This window comes from Chroococcidiopsis sp. CCALA 051 (genome assembly GCF_003015105.1).
Classification (GTDB): domain Bacteria; phylum Cyanobacteriota; class Cyanobacteriia; order Cyanobacteriales; family Chroococcidiopsidaceae; genus Chroococcidiopsis; species Chroococcidiopsis thermalis.
This window is the reverse complement of record NZ_PYCI01000104.1, coordinates 1-24,368: the sequence shown is the minus strand read 5'-3', so window position 1 is coordinate 24,368 and position 24,368 is coordinate 1. Positions and strand designations below refer to the sequence as shown.

Annotated in this window: 17 protein-coding genes and 4 pseudogenes; 11 read left to right on the top strand and 10 right to left on the bottom strand. The window is 43.8% G+C overall.

Annotated features, from left to right (window positions below; all coding sequences use genetic code 11):
* Window positions 1-258 precede the first annotated feature (258 nt).
* The 4 genes from metK to C7Y66_RS21745 form a co-directional block, all read right to left on the bottom strand.
* Window positions 259-1,440 carry a methionine adenosyltransferase gene (gene metK, locus C7Y66_RS21760; protein ID WP_106547191.1) on the bottom strand — a complete coding sequence of 394 codons (1,182 nt, stop codon included), beginning with the start codon at window positions 1,438-1,440 and terminating at the stop codon, window positions 259-261.
* Window positions 1,437-4,409: an HAD-IC family P-type ATPase gene (locus C7Y66_RS21755; RefSeq protein ID WP_106547190.1), complete on the bottom strand. Its 2,973-nt coding sequence runs from the start codon at window positions 4,407-4,409 to the stop codon at window positions 1,437-1,439. The genes metK and C7Y66_RS21755 overlap by 4 nt, the downstream gene beginning before the upstream one ends.
* Before the next feature lie 117 nt (window positions 4,410-4,526).
* Entirely contained in the window at window positions 4,527-5,042 is a 516-nt protein-coding gene (locus C7Y66_RS21750; RefSeq protein ID WP_106547189.1) for a DUF5132 domain-containing protein, read from the bottom strand.
* A gap of 413 nt (window positions 5,043-5,455) precedes the next feature.
* Window positions 5,456-6,433, bottom strand: coding sequence for a magnesium transporter (locus C7Y66_RS21745; RefSeq protein ID WP_106547188.1), 978 nt, complete (start codon window positions 6,431-6,433; stop codon window positions 5,456-5,458).
* A 702-nt stretch (window positions 6,434-7,135) separates the two neighbouring features.
* Here C7Y66_RS21745 and C7Y66_RS21740 point away from each other — a divergent pair.
* From C7Y66_RS21740 to C7Y66_RS21720, 5 genes and pseudogenes are all read left to right on the top strand, one after another.
* Entirely contained in the window at window positions 7,136-7,438 is a 303-nt protein-coding gene (locus C7Y66_RS21740) for a hypothetical protein (protein WP_106547187.1), read from the top strand.
* Window positions 7,439-7,596: 158 nt separating this feature from the next.
* Window positions 7,597-8,265 carry a phosphoribosyltransferase gene (locus C7Y66_RS21735; protein WP_106547186.1) on the top strand — a complete coding sequence of 223 codons (669 nt, stop codon included), beginning with the start codon at window positions 7,597-7,599 and terminating at the stop codon, window positions 8,263-8,265.
* Window positions 8,266-8,298: 33 nt separating this feature from the next.
* Window positions 8,299-8,967, top strand: a complete 669-nt coding sequence (locus C7Y66_RS21730) for a dienelactone hydrolase family protein (protein WP_106547185.1) — start codon at window positions 8,299-8,301, stop codon at window positions 8,965-8,967.
* 452 nt (window positions 8,968-9,419) lie between these two features.
* A pseudogene (locus C7Y66_RS32045) lies at window positions 9,420-11,226 on the top strand (HAD-IC family P-type ATPase); the annotation flags it as partial.
* 119 nt (window positions 11,227-11,345) lie between these two features.
* The gene (locus C7Y66_RS21720; protein WP_106547184.1) at window positions 11,346-13,958 is read left to right on the top strand and encodes a glycogen/starch/alpha-glucan phosphorylase; all 2,613 of its coding nucleotides are present in this window, start codon (window positions 11,346-11,348) and stop codon (window positions 13,956-13,958) included.
* A 143-nt stretch (window positions 13,959-14,101) separates the two neighbouring features.
* Here C7Y66_RS21720 and C7Y66_RS21715 read toward each other — a convergent pair whose 3' ends face one another.
* Window positions 14,102-14,299 (bottom strand): hypothetical protein, encoded by a 198-nt coding sequence (locus tag C7Y66_RS21715; protein WP_106547183.1) that lies wholly within the window; start codon window positions 14,297-14,299, stop codon window positions 14,102-14,104.
* A gap of 153 nt (window positions 14,300-14,452) precedes the next feature.
* Between C7Y66_RS21715 and C7Y66_RS33485 the strand changes: the two are divergent.
* The 4 genes and pseudogenes from C7Y66_RS33485 to C7Y66_RS33480 form a co-directional block, all read left to right on the top strand.
* Window positions 14,453-15,007: pseudogene (locus C7Y66_RS33485) on the top strand (STAS domain-containing protein); the annotation flags it as partial.
* Between the two features lie 125 nt (window positions 15,008-15,132).
* Window positions 15,133-15,303, top strand: coding sequence for a hypothetical protein (locus tag C7Y66_RS31265; RefSeq protein WP_158265971.1), 171 nt, complete (start codon window positions 15,133-15,135; stop codon window positions 15,301-15,303).
* On the top strand, window positions 15,300-15,656 hold the full coding sequence (locus tag C7Y66_RS21705; protein WP_106547182.1) for a hypothetical protein: 357 nt from the start codon (window positions 15,300-15,302) through the stop codon (window positions 15,654-15,656). Before C7Y66_RS31265 ends, C7Y66_RS21705 begins: the two co-directional genes overlap by 4 nt.
* A gap of 88 nt (window positions 15,657-15,744) precedes the next feature.
* Window positions 15,745-17,256, top strand: a pseudogene (locus tag C7Y66_RS33480) (multicopper oxidase family protein).
* A gap of 85 nt (window positions 17,257-17,341) precedes the next feature.
* Here the strand turns inward: C7Y66_RS33480 and C7Y66_RS33475 are convergent.
* Window positions 17,342-18,438, bottom strand: a pseudogene (locus C7Y66_RS33475) (HAD-IC family P-type ATPase); the annotation flags it as partial.
* A 164-nt stretch (window positions 18,439-18,602) separates the two neighbouring features.
* Window positions 18,603-19,097, bottom strand: a complete 495-nt coding sequence (locus C7Y66_RS21690; protein ID WP_233222786.1) for a hypothetical protein — start codon at window positions 19,095-19,097, stop codon at window positions 18,603-18,605.
* A gap of 359 nt (window positions 19,098-19,456) precedes the next feature.
* Here C7Y66_RS21690 and C7Y66_RS21685 point away from each other — a divergent pair, with 359 nt between their 5' ends.
* Window positions 19,457-19,693, top strand: coding sequence for a DUF1816 domain-containing protein (locus C7Y66_RS21685; protein WP_106547181.1), 237 nt, complete (start codon window positions 19,457-19,459; stop codon window positions 19,691-19,693).
* A gap of 40 nt (window positions 19,694-19,733) precedes the next feature.
* Here the strand turns inward: C7Y66_RS21685 and C7Y66_RS21680 are convergent, their stop codons facing one another.
* From C7Y66_RS21680 to C7Y66_RS32010, 3 genes are all read right to left on the bottom strand, one after another.
* Window positions 19,734-20,348 (bottom strand): hypothetical protein, encoded by a 615-nt coding sequence (locus tag C7Y66_RS21680; protein ID WP_146149839.1) that lies wholly within the window; start codon window positions 20,346-20,348, stop codon window positions 19,734-19,736.
* A 1,118-nt stretch (window positions 20,349-21,466) separates the two neighbouring features.
* Complete coding sequence (locus C7Y66_RS21670) at window positions 21,467-22,294, bottom strand: IS4 family transposase (protein ID WP_199197561.1); 828 nt, start codon at window positions 22,292-22,294, stop codon at window positions 21,467-21,469.
* A 161-nt stretch (window positions 22,295-22,455) separates the two neighbouring features.
* A complete protein-coding gene (locus C7Y66_RS32010) occupies window positions 22,456-22,611 on the bottom strand; it encodes a hypothetical protein (RefSeq protein WP_199197560.1) in 156 nt (51 codons plus the stop codon).
* A 208-nt stretch (window positions 22,612-22,819) separates the two neighbouring features.
* Between C7Y66_RS32010 and C7Y66_RS21665 the strand changes: the two genes are divergently transcribed.
* Complete coding sequence (locus C7Y66_RS21665) at window positions 22,820-23,491, top strand: transposase (protein ID WP_158265970.1); 672 nt, start codon at window positions 22,820-22,822, stop codon at window positions 23,489-23,491.
* The last annotated feature ends 877 nt before the right edge of the window (window positions 23,492-24,368 follow it).

Sequence of the window (24,368 nt, the reverse complement as noted above, 5' to 3'; positions counted from 1 at the left end):
AGTGTAGTGAAGCATCTCCCAGATGTTTCGCTTCGCGTGTGGATGACAATTCAAGTATTCACGCAGGAGGTCTATTGCACGATCGCGAAATAAATCAATAAACTGAGTACGTCTTGAACAGTTGACTAACTTTTTGATAAATCTATGTCTTGTTTGACTAGATTATTTAAGTACTTGTTTTGACGTAACTCAAAGTAGAGCTTAGGGTTGATTTCACTTGTAATTCTTTGTGCCTACTTCGCAAGTTCCTCTAGAAAATTAAAATATTTCCATCTTGTCAGTAACTTCCCAAGGTAAATTGAGATCTATTCTGCCAACATGACCGTAAGCAGCTAATTGTTTGTAAAAACCGTCTTTAGTCAATGAAGGTAGAAATCTGAGATTGAATTGCTTAATGATTCCAGCCAGCCGAAAATCAAAATGTTGTTCTAAAAGTTTGGCGATATCTTCATCAGCAACTTTGCCAGTGCCAAAAGTTTCTACCTGAATACTGACAGGTCTTGCTAGTCCGATAGAATAACTTAATTGCACTTCACACTCATCAGCAATCCCTGCGGCTACGATATTTTTAGCTGCATAACGAGCTGCATAAGCTCCAATTCGATCGATCCTAATTGGGTCTTTACCGCTTAGAGCTGAGCCACTATGCTTGGCATATTCTCCATAGGTATCTACGTCATTTTTTCTCCCTGTTACTCCAGCATGTAATGCTGGACCCCCGCCAATAACCAATCCGTCAGGGTTAATAAATATCCGTGTTTGGGCATCAGGTCTAATTTCTTCATCTTGAAATACAGGGTCGATAACTGTGGTGCGAATATCGTCCTGAAGTCGATTTAAATCGGGTTTTGATGGACTATTTTGACTGGCAATAACACTAATACTATGAATTCTATATGCTTTGCTGTTTCTATATTCAATTCCTACTTGAGTTTTGCCATCAGGAGCAAGATACGGGAGGATATTTTGCAGTTTGACATGAGTTAGTTGCTTTGCTAATTTGTGTGCTAGCCAGATTGGTAGCGGCATCATGGACGAAGTTTGACGGCAAGCAAAGCCAAAGACATTGACGATATTCTTGACAGGAATTTGCTCGATCTCTGCATCAGATAGATTTTTTTCATCAAAGCGATCTTTGTCTGGAGGCAATTCTCTCAAACTAGTTAGAATACTACAGGTTTTGCCGTTAAACTCAAACCGATCGTAGCCAACGCGACCGATAACTTGTCGAGCTACATTGGTAAAATCTACATTAGCATTTGGTTCAAATCTAGCAGCAACAAAAACAATACCTGTAGAGACAGCACATTCTGTAATTACCCGCGAATAAGGATCTTGTTGCAAAAAACGGTCTACGATCGCATCGCTAATTAAATCGCAAAGTTTATCGGGATGTCCTTCAGTGACGGACTCAGATGTAAACACGAAGTTTTTTTTCATTGACTTTCACCTAGCTGAGTGTTTTTCGTGCTTTCGTTCGCTAACAAAGGCAATAAAGCACTAGCTCCGATCGCAGCGCCGTCAAACAGATCGATCGGCGTAATTTTCAAAATACTCCTCAACGGTGGAATACTTAAAGCCAGAACTTGTAGGGTAAAAGAGCCGACAAGCGCCATATTTAAGTATTGATTCTGCGGTAATTTTGCTTGACTAAAAACGCTGTGTGTTTCCGAACGACAGCTAATTGTATGCAGCAGTTGTGCCGATGTCAGACTCAAAAAAGCAATGGTACTTGCCTGCTGCCCGACACCATATCTAAAAATGCCATAACCATAGGCTCCCAAAGTACACAGAGATATTGTTGCTGATTCAAAGGCAATTCTGCTAAAGTCAGAATTTTTAATAATCGGCTCTTGAGGACTGCGGGGCGGTTGACTGAGAACATTTGGTTCTGGTGGTTCCAAAGCGAGAGCCAACCCAGGAAATATATCCGTGACTAAATTCAGCCACAAAAGTTGAATTGCATTCAAAGGTTCGCCCAATCCCACTGTTGTTGCAGTCGTCATCACCAAAATTTCGCTGAGATTGGTAGATAGGAGAAAATGCACGGATTTTCTGATGTTGTTGTAGATTGTCCGTCCCCGACTCACAGCGACAATCATCGTTTCCAACCTGTCATCTTCTAAAATGATATCTGCGACTTCCCGCGCTACATCCGTTCCCCCTTTACCCATTGCTACGCCAACTTCGGCTGCTTTGAGCGCTGGAGCGTCGTTAATTCCATCCCCTGTCATCGCCACTACTTTTCCGGCTGCTTGCAGAGCTTGGACAATTTGCAATTTATTACTGGGACTGATACGGGCAAAAACGTCAACTTTATCGACGAGGGCTGTCAGTGCTTCGGGAGTGAGACGATCGAGATGAGTTGAATCGAGAATTTCGAGTTGTTCGTCTTGGCTTAACTGTAATTCCTTGGCGATCGCATAAGCAGTTGGGCTTTGATCTCCGGTAATCATGACTGTATCAATCCCAGCCTGATGAAAGTCTCTCATCAGCTCTTTGGCTCCGACTCTAACTGGATCTGCCATCCCCACCAGCCCTAACCATATCAATTCTTGACGATCGTGATCCTCTACTGAACGAGCATAAGCTACGCCCAGTACTCTCAGCGCTTTCCCTGCCATGCGATCGTTTTCAATTTCAATTGCCAGTCGAGCTTCTGGTGTCAGCGGTACGAGTTGCCCGTTTTTCTGCCACCATTGACAAATTTGGACGACTTCAGTGGGACTGCCTTTCACAGCAACTAACTGATATGCCTCATCAGTAGCATGAATTGTACTCATGTAGTTGCGGTTTTCCGATCGCGCTTGAGTTTGTAATAACGGATATTTTTGCTTGAGCGCGTTCGCATCGACTCCAGCGGCGATCGCCAGATAAATTAAAGCATTCTCTGTTGCCGAACCCGTAACTGTAAACTCGTCTCCCGCTTGGCTGACTTGACTTTCATTACACAAAACCGTGACATGAATTAGCTTTAATAATTCATCACAAGCATACGGGTTAATATTTTCTGCTCCAGCCAGAAATTGACAGTCATTTACTTGAATTTGTCTACTATCTGTATGGATCTCGACAACTGACATCCTATTTTCGGTAATCGTTCCAGTTTTATCTAGGCAAATTGTCTGTACCGAACCCAAAGCCTCCACCGCGCTGAGACTGCGGATGAGGACGTTATGCTGGCGCATATCTTGAATGCCTAATGCTAGAGTTGTGGTAGCGATCGTTGGTAGACCTTCGGGAACGGCTGCTACTGCTAGGGATATAGATGACTTCAGCATTTGTAGTAAGCCATATCCTCGCAAAACACCAATTCCAAATACTAAGCCGCAGATTCCCATGCTCAACAACACTAGCTGAGTGCCAACTTCGTCTAGTTGTCTGGCTAGGGGTGTTTCTGTTGCCGTCGCTGCGTCAACCTGTTGTTGAATTTTACCCACTTGAGTCAATCCGCCCGTTGCTACAACCGCAGCCAATCCTCGACCACCTGTGACTACAGTGCCTTTGTAAACCATGTTGAGGCGATCGCCTAAAGGGATATCTACACCTGTTAGAGATGCAGTTGTTTTCGTGACGGGTAGGCTTTCTCCAGTGAGGGCAGATTCATCAATGCTGAGGCGATCGGCTTCGAGCAATCTAGCATCTGCGACTATATAACTCCCTGGTTTAAGAACTAATATGTCTCCTAAAACAACATTTTCTGTCGGAATTTCTGTCTGAGCGCCATTTCTGATCGACCAAGTTAATGCTGGTTCGCGGCTTTTCAGGGAATGAATGATTTTTTCTGACTGGCTTTCTGTGGCATAACCTATAGCTGCATTCAGACCAATTACACCGAGAATGACTAAAGCATCGACAAGTCCCTCCGTAAAACATGAAATTCCAGCCGCAACACCCAGCAAGCCAACTGGCAAAGATTTAAACTGATCGAGCAGTATTTTGAGGTCGGAGCGAGTCGCTGATTCAGGTAGAGCATTCAGTCCGTATTTCTGTAATTTTTCAACTACAGAATCGTCTGATAATCCGGCTATTTGTGATGTTTGCAATGTCTCTAGAACAGAATCTACTGCCATGAAATGCCAGTCTTCTGTTGTCTGTTTTTCAGCCTTAATAACGAGTTCAGGCGATCGCTTTAGGTTCTCAGATAGAGTTGTTGTCTGAAAATCTCGCTTTTGTCGATTGTAATTTGTCACGAACTCTTCTATTAATGCTTTTAAATTATCAACGTTAATTGTTCGATCGAAAATAACTAGAATATTACTCGTAAGAATATTGGCAGAAATTGAAATGATTTCCGAGCGAGTAGCAAGCGATCGCTCTAGATACATTTTCAACTCTTGTGAGCGATAAAGTTCGTTAATCTTGAACCTAGCTCTACCTTTAATAGCGGTGTGAACTGCTTGCACCACACTTTGTTACTCCGATAAAAACATTAAGGAATTAGTGTTAAAAAAATCTTCTTAATCTATTTTTTCAGGAGCGATTACGAGAGGTGGACATTACCCATCCTACTTTTATTATTGTAATTATTCGGGTTCGTTTAGCTTGACAAATGTATCAAATGCATACCATGCCAAAGTATACCAAGGAATTTCGTCAAGCTCTAGCCCTTTAATAAGTATTTGGCGGAGGGCAAGCGCACCTAGTCCCGCAGGTACGAGTAAACGTAAATCGACAACTCCTCCTGTTGTCTGTCTGACTTGCTCGTTAAAGCTAGATATGACATTTATTAAGTCTTCAGCTATCGGCAATTTTACATTGGAGAGTTGACTTTGAGTCACTGTAGAATTTATTTCTGTCTGCGGCTGTGCTGCTAGTTCAGCCTGTACCTCTGCAACTAAATCTTCGATAATTTCTTGAGTTTGAGCTAATGCTTCCTTCACTTTTTCAGAAACGAAAATTGAGTTTTTGAGTGCAGCTTTACCTAGAGAATTGTTAATTCCCGCTGCTAAAGGTAGCACAATCGGTGCTAGAATCAGTGCGGTAATTCCTTCAAAAATCTGCTTGGCTTTAACTTCTTCGGACTCTAATTCAAGTGTCATTTCAAAATTACCTGTGAGTCATCTTGTAAGAGTTTGAGCGATCGCAAAATAAATGCCCATAACGTCAGTTCGCTCAAATGGGCTAGCAGCTAGTTGCATTCGGATTTATTCCACTTGGGCTATTAGTTCGATAAATTTTAATTCTAGTAGTAACGTGACAAAATTTGATAAGAATTGTAATTGCCAACAGTTAGATGGTGATTACCACCATTAATTTATTGCAAACAGAGTGAGCTTTGCTAAAAATTAGCAAAATGTTACTGTTCGCAGCTTTTGACCTTGCCCATAAACCGTTAGCATGGTTTCCCAACATGGTAGTGTTATTTTGTAAAGGATAGAGGAAAATAGTTAGCAGTCGAGTTTCTCACTCAAGCAAAATGGGCATTTGAGCTGAAGGTCATATGACTTGAAGGTCATACGACTAACCATTGCACGATCGCGAAATAAATCAATAAACTGAGTACGTCTTGAATAATAGTCGCAACAGGTCCAGAACCAAAAGCGGGGTCTTTGCCAGCACGATAGAGCAGCCAGGGAAATAGCAGACCAATACTTGCAGCGATCGCCCCAGCAATCACAATTGTCAGTGCTACCGCGATCGCCAACTGAATGTTACCAAAAGCTACCAAAACGACAGGAAAACTGACACCACCAAGGACAAGCCCAATCAGCAGCCCAGTCCATAATTCCCCAGACAACAAGTTTCGCAGACCATTTTGGTTGAACGACAAACCACGCACGACGATCGCTTCGGTTTGCGTGCCAATTGCGTCAGCTAAGTAGACAATTCCAGGCACGAAGAAGGAGACAACAACTTGCTCTGCCAGCACTTGCTCGAAGCGAGAAACAACGAAGGTTGCCAAGATACTGCCCAGCAGTCCCACAAGTAGCCAAGGCAAGCGATCTTTTGCCCGTCGGGTTGGTGCAGCATCAAGAGCGTGACGTGCCTGTGCATCGTCGTGCCCAATTCCCGCCAACCGATGTATATCTTCAATATGCTCTTGCCTTAAAATCGCCAGCATTGCTTGTGCTGGGACTACACCAATCAAGCATCCTTGGCGATCGACTACGGGAACATCCGTCAGACCATGTTGGATTGCCAACCCAGCCACCTGCTCTCGATCTTCATCAGGATAAACTGCTGGCGATCGAGTCACCATCACTTCGCCTAGTTTTAACTCTCTTGGTAAAGTCAGTAAGTCACACAAGCGCACCAGTCCGCACAGATGTCCAAGGCGATCGACAATATAAATAGCTTCAATCGAATCGAATCGATTACCGGGCAAGCTAGAAAGTGTGGAACCAACGCTGTCTTCAGCAAAGGCAAAGGGAATATGTGGGACTAAATGCCCAGCCGCAGTTTCAAACTTAGAAGGAGTAGAGACTGTCATTGACTCACCTGCCCAGTTGGATTTTTCAAAGAACAATCTGAGGTAGTTGTTAGGTAATAACTGCTTGCCACCTCTTTTAATTTACAAAATGGTGGCAAAAAATGAGCAAGTTGTGAGGACTTTGGTTAATGAAGTTAATTTTTTATAGTTTTGGCGATCGCGTGTCAATAGTCATCAGTCATGAAAAATTAATTAATGAAGCGCGGCTATTGTCAACATTTATGAGGGAGTTTCTATCCAGTAAAACTTTCACGAAAAGATGTTTGTTTTGATTTTGACACGAGTACAACGTAGCGATCCTTTATTTCTTATTCTCCGTCCGATTGACCAATGCTTCCAAAGTAATTATGCTTGAGCAAGGAGGATTTATTGTGTTCTATTATGCTAATATAGTAGTGGGATTGTAGCAAACCTCAAACAGAGAATTAGTAGCAACGCTCCCAAAAAATAGCAAGGCTAAACCAGGATCTTATTGCTTGCTTTTGAGAGCGAGTTTAGTTTCAGTAAAAACAATAACAAAGCACTTGATAAAACTGAATAAGAATTGTTACTTAATTATGTTTTAGAGAAAGCTGAAACTTCAAAACTTGATAGGATAAAAGTAATAGACTTGCTTGCTATCGGCTACAAGCTAGGAGCGATGCCGAAGGCGGAACGCGCAGAGCGACCATCGCCACAGTTAGTAAAAGGGGGACTCAAACTATGTTAGAAAGCTTATCAAGAGACCCACTCAGTAAATCGCAACTCATTCCCGATCCTTGGGAAGCTCCTAATCCAACAGTTCAGCCTAAATTCACGGTCAAGACTGGGCAAATCCTGATAGAAACTCATCATTTAATTACAGCAGCAGGAAATCCAGTAGCGCCACGATTAGCAGCAGCACTAACTCCAATTCAAGTGTTGCTACAAGATGAGTTGAAACTCAAGGTCGAGCTGAGTAGCAAACTCAAAACTCAGATGGAGAAAGCTTTGGCATTATTGTGCTGGATGCGAACAGCAGTTTAGATTAATCTGCGTTGGCAATGACAAAATAGGATTGACAGCAAGCCAATGTTAAAAGCTTTTGACACAAGCTTTTCTGTTAATCCTATTTATTTGTGGTGCGTAGTGAGTGTAAAGAAGTGGCATGAAACCAAAAGCCGATTTAATCTGAGGCGAAAATCATGACTCCACAATTCCAAAACCGCACTCAAGCAGGCGAGTTACTAGCTACCAAGCTGACAGCATATGCCAAACGTCCAGATGCGATCGTACTGGGGCTACCGCGTGGTGGCGTACCAGTGGCATTTGAGGTAGCAAAAACACTGAACGTACCCTTAGACATCATTCTAGTCCGCAAGCTAGGCGCACCCGCACAGCCAGAATTGGCGATGGGTGCAATCGCTACAGGCGGCGTACTGGTACTCAATGACGAGGTGGTAAACTGGTTGGGCATACCTCAAGCAGAGATTGATGCAGTTGCCCAACGGGAAATGCAGGAATTAGAGCGACGCGATCGCCTTTACCGAGGCAATTGTCCCCTACCTCACGTCGAAAACCGCACGGTAATTTTAGTAGACGATGGGATTGCTACAGGTTCTACTCTGCGAGCGGCGATCGCGGCACTGCGGCAGCAGCAACCGCAACAGATTATTGTCGCAGTGCCGATTGCTCCTGCTTCAGTTTGTCAGCAGTTGCGATCGCAAGCAGACGATGTTGTCTGTGCAATCGAAGTAGAACAGTTGTCGGCGATTAGCCTCTGGTACGAAGAATTTACTCAAACCAGCGACGAAGAAGTCCGCGCTCTCTTGGCAGAAGCGGCAAATAGTTATATGGCGTTGTTTTTATCGTGAACCACTGTCGCTGTCAAACAGAGGGATAAATCGATGAAAACAATACAATTCAATCCTCAACAGAGCCTAGTTTCGATCGCGGCTGACTCGGTGCAACTACAAGGAGATATATTTATCCCCGTAGATGCTCAAGGAATCGTGTTATTTGCTCACAGTAGTGGTAACAGCCGTCATAGTCCTGGCAACCGCTATACTGCTCAGATTTTCCGTCAAGCGAAACTTGCAACTTTACTAGTCGATCTGCTAACACCGGAAGAAGCAGCGATTGACCTACGGACAAAACACTTCGACGTTGAATTGCTGGCGGCGCGACTGGTAGGAGTCACAGATTGGCTGCGAAGAGCTTCAGATGTTCGAGATCTGGGGTTGGGTTATTTTGGTGCTGATGCGGGTAGTGCGGCGATCGTACTGGCAGCGACGCAACGAGCGGCAGATGTAGGTGCGATCGTCTCGCGTAGTGGGCGTTTAGATTTGGCAAGTTCAGCACTAGCTTGGGTTCAGGCTCCCACCCTGCTAATTGTTGGCGAACATGACTTCCCAGGAATTGGAATCAATCAAGATGCGTTAGCACAGCTTTGCACTCAAAAACAGATACAGATTATTCCTCAAGCCAGTCACTTGTTTGCAGAACCAGGTGCGATCAAAGCAGCGGCATGGTTTGCAAGTCAATGGTTTCAGTTATATCTCAAACTAGCCAAATAACTAAATCTGCTGTTGCAGGTATTTAGTCCAAATACGGAGGAACTGTTCGGCAAAACATCGAGTCACCATCGAACCAGAATTATAGTGACATCGCTAACGGAAGCAGAGACAGAAGCAAGATATCCCTGCCAAGAACTCCTGATACTAGCCTGTAGTTAGGGGCTGTAGGAGGACAATTGTTCTCGCGGCTGCTTGCGATCGAACCGTTCTTGCATCCATTGGAAAGCAACCACGTTTAACAATATACCAACGATAAACAAAATTACCATTAAAGCTACCTGATACTAGGCGATCGGTTTCACCAATAAGTCGAGGACGACATGCAGGAAATTCTTGACTGAATAAAAGATAGTTAAGCCAAAATGGATTGTTTTGTAACGCTTTGAGTTAGTGAAAGCAGTGGCAACTATGGCAAGCAAAGGTAATATGAAAAAGCCCAAAATCAACCATAAATTGTAATCGTGAGCGGACTACTAGGATTTTGGCAGGAACGGGGAGTAGCTGATGCAGTTGAAAAACTGTTGGCGATCGTGCAGATCGATGCCAAAGTTCTACGAAATGGAAAGCCAGAAGATGTTCCGGTCGAACAGATCGTACCAGGGGATATGGTACTACTGGCGGCTGGGGACAAAATTCCTGGCGACTGCATTATTTTGGCATCCAAGGACTTATTTGTTGATGAAGCGACTTTGACAGGTGAAACATACCCAGTCGCTAAAACAAGTGGAGTGTTACCCGCCGAAACTGCCCTGAGCCAGCGTCTGAATACACTATTTATGGGGACTCATGTGGTGAGTGGTACGGCGACAGCAGTTGTTGTGAGTACAGCTAAAAATACGGAATTTGGTAAAGTTTCCGAGCGACTGAAACTGAGATCTCCAGAGACGGAATTCGAGCGTGGCGTGCGTCGGTTTGGCTACTTTTTGATGGAAGTGACGTTAATGCTAGTCATTGCCATCTTTGCGGGCAATGCTTTGCTCAAATGTCCGGTACTGGACTCCTTTCTCTTTTCCTTAGCTTTGGCGGTGGGATTAACGCCGCAGTTACTACCAGCCATTATCAGCGTCAATCTGGCGCATGGTGCGAAACAAATGGCACGGCAGAAAGTTATTGTGAAGCGATTGGCAGCGATCGAAAACTTTGGCAGCATGAACGTACTGTGTTCCGACAAAACAGGTACGCTTACCGAAGGAGTTGTGCAGATTCACTCAGCGGTGGATTGGCAGGGAAAACAGAGCGATCGCGTCCTCTTCTATGCCTATCTCAATGCCACTGCTGCAAATGGCTTTGCTAATCCAATCGATCTAGCGATTCGTACCGATCGCACCTTTGAAATATCGGCTTATGAAAAACTCGATGAAGTTCCCTACGACTTCATTCGCAAGCGCCTCAGCATCCTACTGCGTCACAATAATGCTCATTTGATGATAACTAAGGGGGCGCTCAAAAGCATCCTCAGTATTTGCTCGTCTGTGGATGTTGATGGCATGGATAGTACAGGCGCGTGGGAGCAAATCCAGCAGAGGTTTGATGCTTTGGGTGAAAAAGGCTTTCGGACTTTGGGAGTTGCCTACCGGAATATTGCTGCTGCCACGATCGGCAAAATTGAATTATCTAGGTGTAGCATTGAAAATTATTACCGGAGATAGTCATGCTGTCGCCACCAGTATCAGTCAACAAGTGGGTTTATCGCGATCGCGTATCTTCACGGGAGCGGAACTACACCACATGAGCGATGAAGCATTGATGCATCGAGTCACTCAGGTAGATGTATTTGCTGAGGTGGAGCCGAACCAGAAAGAAGATATTATTCTGGCACTGAAAAAAGCAGGAAATGTCGTGGGTGACATGGGAGATGGCATGAATGATGCTTCAGCCCTCCACGCAGCAGATGTGGGAATTTCGGTAAATAGTGCGGTGGATGTGGCAAAAGAAGCGGCGGATATCGTGCTGCTGGAACAGGATCTAGGCGTGCTGTTGCAAGGGGTTAGGGAAGGACGAGTGACATTTGCTAACACGCTCAAGTATGTATTTATGGCAACTAGCGCCAATTTTGGCAATATGTTCAGCATGGCAGGAGCGTCTCTATTCTTACCGTTTTTGCCCTTGCTGCTCAAGCAGATTTTACTGACTAATTTGCTGACAGACTTTTCCGAAATGACAATCGCTAGCGATCGCGTCGATCGCGAAATGACGACTCAACCCCGTCGTTGGAATATTCAGTTCAGCCGTAATTTTATGCTGGTGTTCGGCATTCTCTATATTGCCGCAGCTGAAGGATTGAAACGAACTTTTTATCAGCGATCGCGCTTTTAAAGATCGTCAAAGGAATTACTGCAATTTCGGATCGAAACCAGACGTTTATCAGGAGAATTTAAATGGAGAAAAATAATCATTTTATTCTCGATCGAAATTTCGACCCGCACCAGCACAGACACAACGATCGCTTCAAAAAACACGTCCGGCGCACAGATCACGTCGAAGTTCAGGTAGAGGACGATCGCACGGGGATGAGTGTAGAAACTCTCAAACGTGCCTTTGCCGATAATCTTTATTACCTAATTGCTAAAGATGAGTATTGGGCTAACTTGCAAAATTACTATACAGCACTAGCTTATACAGTACGCGATCGCCTCCTGCACCGTTGGATTAAAACCACACAAACCTATTTCGCCCAAGATGTGAAAGCCGTCTTTTACCTATCAGCAGAATTTCTCATGGGTAGACAGCTAGGCAATAACCTGATTAACGTGGGATTATACGAACAAGCGCGGCAAGCTGTCAAAGAATCTGGTTTAGATCTTTACGATCTCAGGGAACAGGAAGAGGAACCTGGTTTGGGTAATGGCGGACTGGGGAGGTTAGCTGCTTGTTTCTTAGACTCGCTGGCAACGTTAGAAATTCCAGCTGTCGGATACGGCATTCGCTACGAGTTTGGCATCTTCGACCAATTCATTCAGGATGGTTGGCAGGTAGAACGCCCCGATAATTGGTTGCGTTTTGGCAATCCTTGGGAAATTCCCCGCCCTGATTATCAAGTAGAAGTCAAATTTGGCGGACGTACCGAAGCATACCGCGATCGCCACGGTCGTTATCACGTCCGCTGGATTCCCGAACGCACCGTATTTGGCACGCCTTACGATACACCCGTACCAGGGTATGGCAATAACACGGTGAATACACTGCGACTTTGGAGTGCGCGAGCCAGCCTTGAGTTTAACTTCCAAGTATTTAATGCAGGGGATTACACCCACGCTGTTGCCGACAAAATCTTTTCTGAGAATATTTCTAAAGTGCTGTATCCCAATGACAATACTCCCCAAGGGCGAGAACTTCGTTTAGAGCAGCAGTATTTTTTTGTTTCTTGTTCGCTGCAAGATATTATTGTTTTCTACCAACAAAATCACGAGAATTTTGACTGCTTTCACGAAAAAGTTGCCATTCAATTGAATGACACGCACCCTTCTATAGGAATTGTCGAATTGATGCGTCTTTTGGTGGACGAGTACGATTTAGATTGGGACAAAGCGTGGCACATTACTCAAAATTGTTTTGCCTACACCAACCATACTTTACTAGCAGAGGCACTGGAACGCTGGTCGGTCAGCTTGTTCGGTCGTCTTTTACCCAGGCATCTAGAAATTATCTATGAAATTAATCAGCGTTTCCTACAAGAAGTTTGGCAGCGATGTCCTGGCGACATGGGACGAGTGGCGCGGCTGTCGCTGATTGAGGAAGGCAGCGAAAAATACGTGCGGATGGCTAACTTAGCTTGTTTAGGCAGTCATAAAGTTAATGGTGTATCGCAATTGCATACAAACTTACTAAAACATCAATTGATGCAGGATTTCTACGCGCTGTATCCTGAGAAATTTAATAGTATAACTAACGGCATTACTCCGCGCCGTTGGATTTTGCTGAGCAATCCCAAGCTAGCACTGCTACTGACAAACCGAATTGGTAAGGGTTGGATTAAAGATTTAGCACAACTTCAGCAAATAGAATCGCTGGCAGATGACACTGAGTTTTGCGATCGCTGGCAGCAAATTAAACAGGAAAACAAGCATGACTTGGCAGAATACATTTGGCAATTCAACCAAATTGAAGTCAATGCAGATTCATTATTTGATGTCCAGGTAAAACGCATTCACGAATACAAGCGTCAGATCTTAAACGTGTTGCATATCATCACGTTATACAACCGGATGAAAAAAAATCCGATAACTGATATCTTGCCTCGTACATTTATTTTTGCAGGTAAGGCAGCACCAGGTTATTCAATGGCTAAACTGATTATTAAGTTGATTAATTCAGTTGCAGATGTTGTGAATAAAGATGCAGATGTTGGCGATCGCTTGAAAGTTCTATTTCTAGCAGATTATAACGTCTCTCTAGCTCAGCGCATTATTCCCGCTGCCGATCTTTCCGAGCAAATTTCCACAGCTGGTAAAGAAGCTTCGGGAACGGGCAACATGAAGCTATCGATGAATGGGGCGCTAACTATTGGAACGTTGGATGGAGCTAATGTTGAAATCCGTGAAGCTGTAAGCGCAGAAAACTTTTTTCTCTTCGGTTCGACAGTAGAAGAAGTCATGCAGCTAAAAACTACGGGATACAATCCCAAGGATTATTATCATAACAATGCCGAACTGAAAGAAGCGATCGATCGCATTGCTTCTGGCTACTTTTCTCCTAATAATCCCGACTTATTCCAACCGATTGTCGAATCTTTGTTGGTTAAAGATGAATATCTGGTTTTAGCAGATTACCAAGCTTATATCGACTGTCAATCACGAGTCAGTCAAGCCTATCTCGATAGGCAAAATTGGTTGCAAATGTCAATTTTAAATGTGGCTCGGATGGGTGAATTTTCCAGCGATCGCACCATTAAAGAATACTGCCAGGACATCTGGCAAGTTGAGCCAGTGCCAATCCAATTGGAGGAGTACCACCCTAGCAATGCTGGCTTGAAGGTGAAAAGAAAACTCTAATAAATAATATAATAAAATATTTAAGATTGTTTGCAATCCCACTTCACCAGCACTTTGTAACTACGTTCGAAACAAGTGCCGTATTGAATACACTTAATAAGTAAAAGAATCTGTTTAAAAAACTTAGTTAGTCGTGGGGAAATTTAGTAGTCAACAATAGTTAGAATTGTAGATAAAGTCAAAGCTATTGGCAAAAAACTCGATAGCAAAGGAATAGCTATGCCATTAGTAGGAGAATCGGCTGCCAGCGCATGGGCTTCCACAAAGACAGATACTTGTTGAAGTACAATTGTACTAGCAAAAACCGTAGGCATCTGAGGTACATCTGCTAGTATCATCATCAAATAAAGATTAGGTGCATCCCCTGAGAGCTTGCAACAAGGAACTGCAATATTTGCCAACAACCAGGGTGCTGAACTAGATGTGATTGCGCTCTTGCAAGGCGGTTCTCCCAATACGCTCGGTTTGAACGTATTCTATTTTCTAATTAGCTAAATCAAGCGATCGCTACCGTTGGAGTTCTCGCGACGGATATTCTATTGGTGTGGCGATCGCGGTAGGTTTGTCTGTCCTCGACTTGCTAGCTCGCGTGGTGCGACCGCACGATGCCGTGTTGGGAGAAGTCCCAGGATTGCCAGGACTGCACGATATTGAAGACTGGGAAGGAGCCAAAACCATCCCAGGACTAGTGATTTATCGCTACGATGCTCCCCTGTGTTTTGCCAATGCGGAAAATTTCAAGCGGCGATCGCGCTTAGGCAATTGAGGCAGAAGCAAGTCCGGTAGAATGGTTTGTGCTGGATGCAGAAGCGATCGGCGAACTGGACGTGACTGCCACTGATATGCTGGCAGAACTGTATGACGAACTGGCAGCTAGGGGCATTATCTTGGCGATGGCGCGAGTTAAACAAAACCTCTACGCGCAATTAAAGCGATCGGGACTGCTAGAGAAAATTGGTGTCGAGCAGATTTATTTCACTCTACATACGGCGATCGCGGGATTTCAAAATCGCGATCGAGATTCTAGCGATGCCGCTGATAGGAATTAGTCAGCTTTGTTTTTTTAATCGCTCGACATCACAATTTCCTCAGATTGTTTTCTTACTATATAGGTAGAGCAGATGGAGGCAAGATATCATCTCTCAAAAACATCTTGAAGCGTAGGAGAAGATGTATGTTTACCACAACAAAAGGTCAAAATTTCTGGAAATCAATGCCAGAAGTTATGCGGCGATCGGTCGAGTTTGTTTTAGATGCCTTTAAGCGAATTTTTGCACCTCGTGACGATGACTATCCGGCAATTGGAATGCAACCATTTGAAGGCGAACCAAATGAGGAAAAATGAGTAAAACAATTGTGAATTTAGACCTATCATTTATTCTCAGTACCATTGAGGAAGTTTTAGAAACTTATCCTCATCATCCCTATCAACAAGCTTTTGCTCATCCCGCTCGGAGGCAAGACTTAATCGCTTATGTTTTGAGTCGAATTACGAGTTCCTATGTAGCAGTGGAGGACGAAGCATTGCCAGTAATGGAACTGAGTTTACTGACTTGCTGTCTAGACAGAACGGCACGTATTGAAAGCATCATTCGTCAAGGAATTGACAAGATTGCAGAACAGCAATCGGAACAAATTTATCGACAAATTCCCGAAATAGCCGATCCAAACTGTTCGCCTGCTAGCTGGTTTGGTTAAGACGATTCGATCGCGAGCCAGCTGTCGGAGCATCAAGCATCTTCGGCAGATAAATGTAGATGTGAGATTTTGTGGAGGATAAAACTCGATCGGGATAAACCGCCATCAGTTTCTGAGCTTCAGTGCAGCTGGTGCGATATCTGCATCAGCTGCTAGCGCGGCACTAGGGCAGAACAACAGCCAGCCCTGGAAATCTCAAGCTGCGCGCTCCAACCTCTACAAAAGTACTGACGGTTTACTTGAGCTTGACCTAGAAGCAAATTCTCGTCCTATCAGTTTGGCAGGCTCAAAAGCAAATCTTCTGAGTTACAACGGACAAGTACCCGCTCCTCGTTTAGAAGTCAGAGCGGGCGATGCCGAAGGCGGTTCGCAAAGCGACCATCGCGTTCGGATTCGTTTTACCAACAATCTCTCGCAACCGACGAACTTGCACTTTCATGGTTTGCACGTCACTCCCACCGGAAACGGAGACAATCCTTTCCTAACGATTCCACCACAGAGAGTTTGACCTACGAATTTACAGTCCCAAAAAATCATCGCTCTGGCACATTCTGGGATCATCCCCACCATCACGGCTTTGTGGCAGAACAGTTATTTGGCGGTTTAACAGGTTATTTATCGTTCGAGGCGAGTTAGACGATCTTCCTGAGATTAAAGCAGCAAAAGAAGAATTTTTAGTTTTACAAGATTTTGCTTTGGATAGAAACGGACGCATCCAACCTCCGAACCATATGACACCAATGAGGGGGCGTGAGGGGCGAATCCTGACTGTCAACGGTCAAGTTAACCCTAATATATCCATTCCCAAAGGCGGTTTGTTGCGCCTGCGGCTCCTGAATGCTTCTCCGGCGCGCTTTTACCGCCTTACACTCGAAAATCATCCTTTTTACCTAATTGCTACCGATGGGGGAGCTATAGCCGCACCTGTAGAATTAGCAGAATTATTGCTAGCACCTGGAGAACGAGCCGAAGTCCTGGTACGAGGGGAAAGAGAGCCTTCGCAGTATCGCCTGTTGAATTTGCCCTATGACCGAGGGGGTATGAGTATGATGGGTGGTATGAGTATGATGGGCGGCAGTCATATGATGGGAGGTGGTATGGAGATGATGGGGGAAACCCAGACAAATCCTCAAGTTTTAGCAACCCTTGCCTATCGAGGCTCTGTTTCTATCCTGCCTTTACCCCGAAAGCTCATTCCTGTAGAGGTACTACCAGCACCAAAGACAGTCAGACGTTTTGAATTATCGATGGATATGAGTCCTGGGATGGGCATGAGCTTTACATTTAACGGGAAAACTTTCGATCCAATGAAATTAATACTCAAGTGCAACTGAATACAATCGAGGATTGGGAATTAGTCAATATCGATCCAGACCGCATGGATCATCCTTTCCATTTGCATATTCATCCTTTTCAAGTCATATCTCGCAATGGAAAACCAGAACCCGCTCGTGCGTGGAAAGATACAGTGTTAGTGCGTAAAGGTGAAACTGTCCGCATTCGCATTCCCTTCCGCGATTTTTCTGGTAGAACAGTCTACCACTGTCACATTCTCGACCATGAAGACTTAGGGATGATGGGGATTATTAAGATCAAATAAGTTCTTAATGAGGTTTGCGGTTCAGCAGTTTGAGCAACTCAAACCAGAGAATGCTGACTGCTCCACCTACTAGACAAATTGCAATATCGAAAGGGTCTTTTTGGCTGGCTAAAATACCAAATTCTACTAATTGATGAAAAGTTTCTGGCAATGGCTGCCGCTGGTGCAGGGTAACATCATAAAATTCACCTCGAACCATCATCTGTTGAACTGACATTTGATTCAAGGTAAGCGTGCCTGTTTTATCTACGCAGAGTACTGTAGCTGAGCCTAGAGTTTCTACGGCTGGCATCCGACGGGTTAAAACTTGGTTTTGCGAAATCCGCCATGCTCCCAAAGCGAGGAAAATAGTCAGCACTACGGGAAACTCATTCGGTAAAATTGCCATTGCTAAAGCGATCGCTGCTAAAAACCCGTTGAGCCAATTGCCGCGACTCAATCCATAAATTACTGCTACAGCGATACAAATCGAGACAGCGATCGCGTTTCTTTTTGCAATAAGGTTTCTTCTGGCGCGACGGTTTGCAGTGCTTTACCAATCTTGCCAATTTCTGTCTGCGTGCCAGTCGCTTTTACCTGGGCAATGCCTTGACCTTGTACGACTAAAGTACCAGAGTAAATAAAAGGCAAGTCATCACCACTAGGTGGAATGGATTTTGGTGGTTGGGGAATTTCTTGCACTTGTGCAACCTTACGGACTGGCACTGATTCTCCCGTAAGTAGGGATTCATCAACTGTCAGAAAAGTAGAAGATAGGAGAATGGCATCAGCCGGAACGCGATCGTCTTCATGCAAAATGATAATGTCACCCCGCACAACTTCCCGCCCAGCTATGCGTTTTTGCTGTCCGTCGCGAATGACTAAAGCACGAGGACTGGATCAATCGCGCAAGGCTTCCAAGGCTCGTTCGGTTTTTTGTTCTTGGTAAAGGGTAATCCCCATGATGAAGAAGACGAAGCCGAGTAAAATCAGCGCGTCTTCCACTTCTCCTAAAACAGCATATATGACTCCAGAAGCAACCAGTAGCAGAAAGATCGGTTCTTGCACGACTTCCCAGGCGATCGCGAGAATGCTATGCTGCTGGCTGTCGGGCAATTTGTTATAGCCTTCTCGCTTCAATCGGTGCTTGACTTCTACTTCAGACAAACCATTAATGGCGTTGAAATCGCTTTGATTAACCATAATGGTGTTGTGAATGGTTTTGTCTTTATATGCAGTCTACCCGATTAAAGCTTTGAATCAAGAAATGGTTCTGAAGGAATGCGATCGCCACCTTTAATGACACAGTTAGAAGCAGCAATCGCCTTCTTTCGATCGAGGACAACTAGGAGATCTGCAAACATCTGCTAGCTAACTTGGAAATAGGATGCACTCAAATCGAGCGTATCGGGGGAAATACCTGCAAAAATTGCAATCAGATCTGGTTTTGCTCCTAGGTTGTCAGCATACAGTGCGGTTCCTTGCGGTAAGCCTTTAGGGGATGTACCTAAGCTATATGCGATCGTTGTGTCGGGATACCGACCAACAACATATTCTGTGTTCTCTAGCCGGATAACGTCTTCGCATTTATTGAAGTTAGTAATTAAAGCATAGTCACCGTTACCAGCACCGATGTAAGAAGCGCCTACGCCGTCGCGTCCAGAACCGCCAGACAAGACAAAGCTATCTTTTCCCGCTCCACCTGTGAGCGTATCGATTTCGTTTCTGCCGCGACTGACTGTACCGAAGATATCAGCTACTCTTCCTCCAGCACCATTGACCCAATCATCTCCATCGCCGCCATCTAAAACGTCATTGTCGAACCCACCAACTAAGGTGTCATTACCCTTGCCACCATACAACCGATTGGTTATACCAACTTCCAGCGATCGCGCTTACCCGCTCGGAGAACTACCCATTGAAACTGGGGAAGTTGCCGCTTGCATTTTAATACTACTTTTTCTAATCTGAAAAGAATAGAATTACTCAATCTTGACCGCACGCTAAAACTTCAAGTTGTCAAAAGAGCGAAGATATTTCTCAACAAGTTCTCAAAGGATAAACTATTGTATCTCCAAACAAGTAAATCTCAACAACCCTACAGTTTACCAGTTGATGAGATCGCTAATTTATCTAGTCTGAGAGCTGATTTTATATCTAAATAGAATGTATGTAACTCGGTTTAAATAAGCTAGATTTTCCAGAATTGTGGAGAAATCTCATGAATTTGACAGAAAATCTCGACCGCAAGTTGACGAACATGAGTTGGTGGCTAGAAGTTTTCACAACTCATCCTTGGTGTACTTATTACTTTGGAGCATTTGAGAGTTTGCAAGAAGCTGCTTCGGCTCAAGATGGCTACATTGAAGATTTGAGCGCAGAAAATGCGGGAAGAATTACTGCTCAAGTTATCTGGGGCAATCCTAGGGAACTGACGATTTGCTCTGAGGAGAATTAACAGCGACTCGTCTCCCATCAAGTAGTATTTTGCCCCATTACTACTGCACTTGCCACTCGCACAGTTGGGGCGGAGGTGTCATGCGAGGACTGCTGTATTGGTAAAATCCGTTCAGATCCAGCGTCACTTGACGGAATACAATCCAGTCAACCCGACCCTCTACATCATTGATAGTACGAACGATGTTTCCTTGACTCAGTGTCAAGCGCCCCTCCCAATCCCACTTAAATACAGAGTGCGGTATGTCAGTCCACTCACGACCAGCCCATGAAATTTCTAAGGCTTTACCTACAATTAGATTATCAGTAACCTTACCTTTGACACAAATAAAATTATCTGAATGGGGATAACCATAATAGCCACTAACCTGGCGATCGCATTTTTGGAAAACAAAACAAACTCCTGCCCCGTCTTGCCAATCATGAGGGTCGGATTGACTACAAAACTGATAGTTGCCATCTGCTAAAGTTGCAATTCTCGGTTGAATTTGAGTTGCAATTTGGTTTGGTGTTACCTCTAGTTGTCCTGCAATCGAGTTGTATTGGGGTTGAAGAGATGGAACGGTGCTTTGAAGATCGCTTTTGATGGTTATGCCGACCAAGAGAGCCGCGATCGCTACACCTAAATTTAAAATAGTGTTTCTAGCTAGCATCATCCCACCTCCAACTCTCTAGGAGGCTTGTCTTGTCGAGCGTGACGCTTAAAAGACTGGGGTAGCAGTCAGTGCCAACCACGCCAGCAAAACCAGAACTAACACGCAGATTTTGACGATTCGATAGTTATTAGTATTAGGTGTTGGAAGATCGCGCATCATTTTCCACCTCCTTTAGCAGCACTCTTGGCAAGATGCAGGCGCTATCTTATCCCTTTCTCTATCTTTATTGTCCACCTAGACCCCATCGGAGACTAAATTGCCATAAATTCGGTAACAAGTATTGACGTTTATTCAGCTGAGTTTACAGAAATAACTTGCTGCGTTAACGAAAGCGAAGCTGTACCTTGACTACGGCATACCTTCATCATCCTCAGACTCAATTGCTTTTTGCCAATACGCACGCAATACGTTATCCAGTAATGCCACATACTGGGACGAGTCACTAAACCCTACCTTGTTTTAGGCGTAATTTATCCTTCACTGCATACGAGGTAATTGCTGCAATACTTCTAGCCTTTTTACCTGCTTCACTTTATCAATACTTCGGACAGTTTTTGGCTCTTGGCAGTAGACAGAAAAGCTATCGAACCGATAGAGTGCTGATAAGAACAAACAAGCACGAGTTCGATCTTCGGTATGGAAATTATACAAAGCTTACTGGAGAAAGTGGGCATATTCGCAAACCGCAAATCAAAGTTTTGACGACACTATTTGCCACGATGCTGATTGTGTGGCAAGGTGAATTTCACGCTCTCTAAGTCGATATAGTCGATTGAGTGAGAAAACGTATCGACGGCAATTTAACAAACCGTTTGATTTTAGCAAGTTGAATAGTGCAGTGATTCAGGCAGCGATACCCCCAAGCCATCAGATGATTGCAGTCATGGATTGCTCGTTTATTGCTAAAAGTGGCAAAAAGACCTTTGGACTTGACCAGTTTTACAATAGTACTCAGGGTCGCGGGGAAAAAGGTTTAGAAGTGTCACTAGTCGCGCTCGGTAGATGTTGAAACCGAGACGGGCTACGCTGTGTTGGCAGAACAGACCTTTAGACAACAAGAGTTTCCAGCACTGACTCGGATGGACTACTATCTGCTACTTTGGGGGGCGACAACCGAGCTAAAATGCTTGCTGTATAAGTGTCATAGCTCTTAAACCTTGGCGATAAAATGCCTGCTTATTGCGAATGGAAGTGATGAGTTCTTCAACCCATAGCTGGCATTCATGAAAAGCAACTATCCAGTTTTGTCCATATAAACCTATCCAAAAATTCCTATGTCGTTTTCTAGTTCTTCCCTTTTCTTGAGTCCGACAAACGTAGGATTGCTGCCGCTGTAAAACAGTTCGTTCTCCCTGTAACCAAGCAGCCGTCATTGCTAAAGCGATTAAAAGAATTAAACGAGTAAGTCTATTAGGATTCGCTTTGGAGCCTTCCAAATTGTAACCGCCAGTCTTACAATCACGAAACATAGCCTCAATTCCAAACCTTTGGCTATAGATATGAATTGCAGTTTTTAAGTCTGGGAGATTGGTTAATAAATACCAGGCTTGCTCCTCTTGCTTACCTCGATACTGTCTTTTCCAGTACACCGCTAAATTAAACCGACCAAATCCTTGCTTCTGAGTCAAATTGACATTGGAATAGAAAATACGTACTCCTGGATGAATAGGAATATTACTTAGAGGTTGAAAGTTTTGTCTTTTTTCACGAAATGTGGTGTCTTGTTTTTGACGAAACACAAAACTGATGTTTTGTCCCTGCAACCAACTGGCTAGTTCTACACTATGAAATTCTCTATCCCCAATTATGACTAATTTATACTTCCTTAATAACCGAATTGCTGGGCGTAACACTTTTTGTTGCTCTCTTAGATTACTGCTACTATCTTTCTCCAACAACACCCAAAATACTGGCAATGCTCTTTTTTGATAAATCGCACTAACCATCAACACATTGTTTTCTTTCCACTGCGTTCTATAAGAGCGCAATAATCAGTTGCCTCTCAAGTTTTAAGTGCCTTTTCAGTATTTCTTCAATTAGCGGAAACCACAGCAACACTACACTCAAGGCATCCAGATTTAAAAACCTTTGCAAATGCCGCCGCCGACTATTCTGTTGTATCGGTAAAGGCAATGTTGCTGAAGCGTCTTTCTATTCTCACTTGCTTTTGATGCTGGAACAACCACACCAGCATTTTTAAGGTAACTAGTTGCGATTGCGTCAGATATTTTTGCAGTAATGTTTGATAAAATGTCGGCAGCATTTTGATTTACGGTCTTGTTCAATTTACGAGACCGTTCTTTTTTACCATTAAACGGCTTCCCAGTGAAGATATTTTCTCCCTAAATAGTTTATTGTCAATAAGCCCCCTTTTCTCCCCATTTTTTCAAGGGGTTTGCGGCTGAAACCTCTCTGCCTCACTTGCTTTCATCCTGCTTGTCGCCCCCTCAAATCTGCTACATCTAGAAGTTGTGCGGACGCACCTACCCTCAGCAGTGCGCTATTTGGCAGTTGATGGTTACTATGCTAAAGAGTCGTTTGTGACAGGAGCTTGTGCCCTCGAGTTGCATGTGATTAGTAAACTGCGGTGTGATGCTAACTTGCGCCATGTCTATGCGGGGACGCAAAAACCACGAGGAGCTAGACGCAAATATGCTGGAAAAGTGAAGCTGACTGACCCGACTCAATTGTCATGGGTGTGCCAAGTTCAACCAGGTATTGAGCTGTACACTGCTGTAGTGTGGCACGTCTCGCTCAAACGCCAAATCCGCCTGGCTTATCTGCTCGACCATCGCCAGCACAAGACAACGAGCTACGCCGTGTTGTTCTCCACTGACCTACAGCAATCTGCCCAGGACATTTACCGACTGTATCACTTACGTTTCCAGATTGAGTTCATTTTTAGAGATGCCAAACAATTTACGGGTTTGAGCGACTGCCAAGCGCGTGATGCCAAAAAATTGGACTTTCATTTTAATGCTAGTTTCACTGCCCTCAATCTGGCTAAACTTGACGCGCATCGTCAGCATTCTAGTCACAAACCCTTTGTTTTTTCAATGGCAAGCCTGAAACGACGTGCGCGAGAGCGAGCATTTGCTGGAAACATTTATTTCCAGGTTAGACCTAGACCCAACTTTGATTAAATCTCATCCCAACTACCAAAACCTACGTTCCTACGGCACTATCACCGCCTGATTCTGTCCGGAGTATTGCTTTATAAAATTTAATTGACAGCAAGGCTGAAAAATCGATGTGGATTTAAGAGTATAAACTAATACTAGAATGATTGCGAAATTAAGGCAATTATCTTCGGGATTTCAGTATATCCTCTCGCGTCTTAGAGTAGTTGGAATACATGAATAGCAGTTGACTAAGCTGAAAATTTGGAGTAGAAAATTACTAATCTCCTTCACAGATATACCTCACATAGCAATTCTCCATGAATTGTGAACATATTCGTTATGACCGTCAGTTGTTAGTTGTCAGTAGGAGCGTTGTCTTTATCACTGACTACTGACAATCCTCAAGCAACATTTCACCAATCAAAGAGGATTGCTATAGCTCCGTTCATCTAGATGCAATCGGTATAAATTTTAGTAGATTTCAATATTACGTATTTGTACGGATAGAGTTTAGTTTTTTGCAAGAAATTAGACTTTTTTGCCATATTTACTTATAGGTTACTGATGAAAAGTCGCTGGTAAAATTTAGTATTTGTTTACATAGTTTTTTCGATTAAAGGAATAGAGCTAGTGTATGTCTAAATTAGAGATAAATGATATTTTTTGCAAATTCTCAATTTTTTAAAAGTTTATCTAATGATTTAAGGAGTTGTTTATTTAAAAATTGAGCGAAGTTAAGCGAAAGATAAATGCTTCCTACAAATATACAAAATTGGTAAAGATATAAGCTGATGCCAAGCATACATTTCTGATTATTTAGAAAATTAAGGTGCTAAAAAACTGAAGATAGTTTTTCTCAAATGAAAAGATGTACTTACAGCATATACTGTATTCTTGT

Coding starts and splice junctions, on each gene's coding strand:
- C7Y66_RS21745 (WP_106547188.1), bottom strand. CDS start 6,433: ATGACAGTCTCTACTCCTTCTAAGTTTGAAACTGCGGCTGGGCATTTA.
- C7Y66_RS21685 (WP_106547181.1), top strand. CDS start 19,457: ATGAATTTGACAGAAAATCTCGACCGCAAGTTGACGAACATGAGTTGG.
- C7Y66_RS21670 (WP_199197561.1), bottom strand. CDS start 22,294: ATGGTTAGTGCGATTTATCAAAAAAGAGCATTGCCAGTATTTTGGGTG.
- C7Y66_RS21715 (WP_106547183.1), bottom strand. CDS start 14,299: ATGATGATACTAGCAGATGTACCTCAGATGCCTACGGTTTTTGCTAGT.
- C7Y66_RS32010 (WP_199197560.1), bottom strand. CDS start 22,611: ATGCTGCCGACATTTTATCAAACATTACTGCAAAAATATCTGACGCAA.
- C7Y66_RS21705 (WP_106547182.1), top strand. CDS start 15,300: ATGAGTAAAACAATTGTGAATTTAGACCTATCATTTATTCTCAGTACC.
- C7Y66_RS21750 (WP_106547189.1), bottom strand. CDS start 5,042: ATGACACTTGAATTAGAGTCCGAAGAAGTTAAAGCCAAGCAGATTTTT.
- C7Y66_RS21720 (WP_106547184.1), top strand. CDS start 11,346: ATGGAGAAAAATAATCATTTTATTCTCGATCGAAATTTCGACCCGCAC.
- C7Y66_RS21735 (WP_106547186.1), top strand. CDS start 7,597: ATGACTCCACAATTCCAAAACCGCACTCAAGCAGGCGAGTTACTAGCT.
- C7Y66_RS21740 (WP_106547187.1), top strand. CDS start 7,136: ATGTTAGAAAGCTTATCAAGAGACCCACTCAGTAAATCGCAACTCATT.
- C7Y66_RS21730 (WP_106547185.1), top strand. CDS start 8,299: ATGAAAACAATACAATTCAATCCTCAACAGAGCCTAGTTTCGATCGCG.
- C7Y66_RS21680 (WP_146149839.1), bottom strand. CDS start 20,348: ATGATGCTAGCTAGAAACACTATTTTAAATTTAGGTGTAGCGATCGCG.
- C7Y66_RS31265 (WP_158265971.1), top strand. CDS start 15,133: ATGTTTACCACAACAAAAGGTCAAAATTTCTGGAAATCAATGCCAGAA.
- metK (WP_106547191.1), bottom strand. CDS start 1,440: ATGAAAAAAAACTTCGTGTTTACATCTGAGTCCGTCACTGAAGGACAT.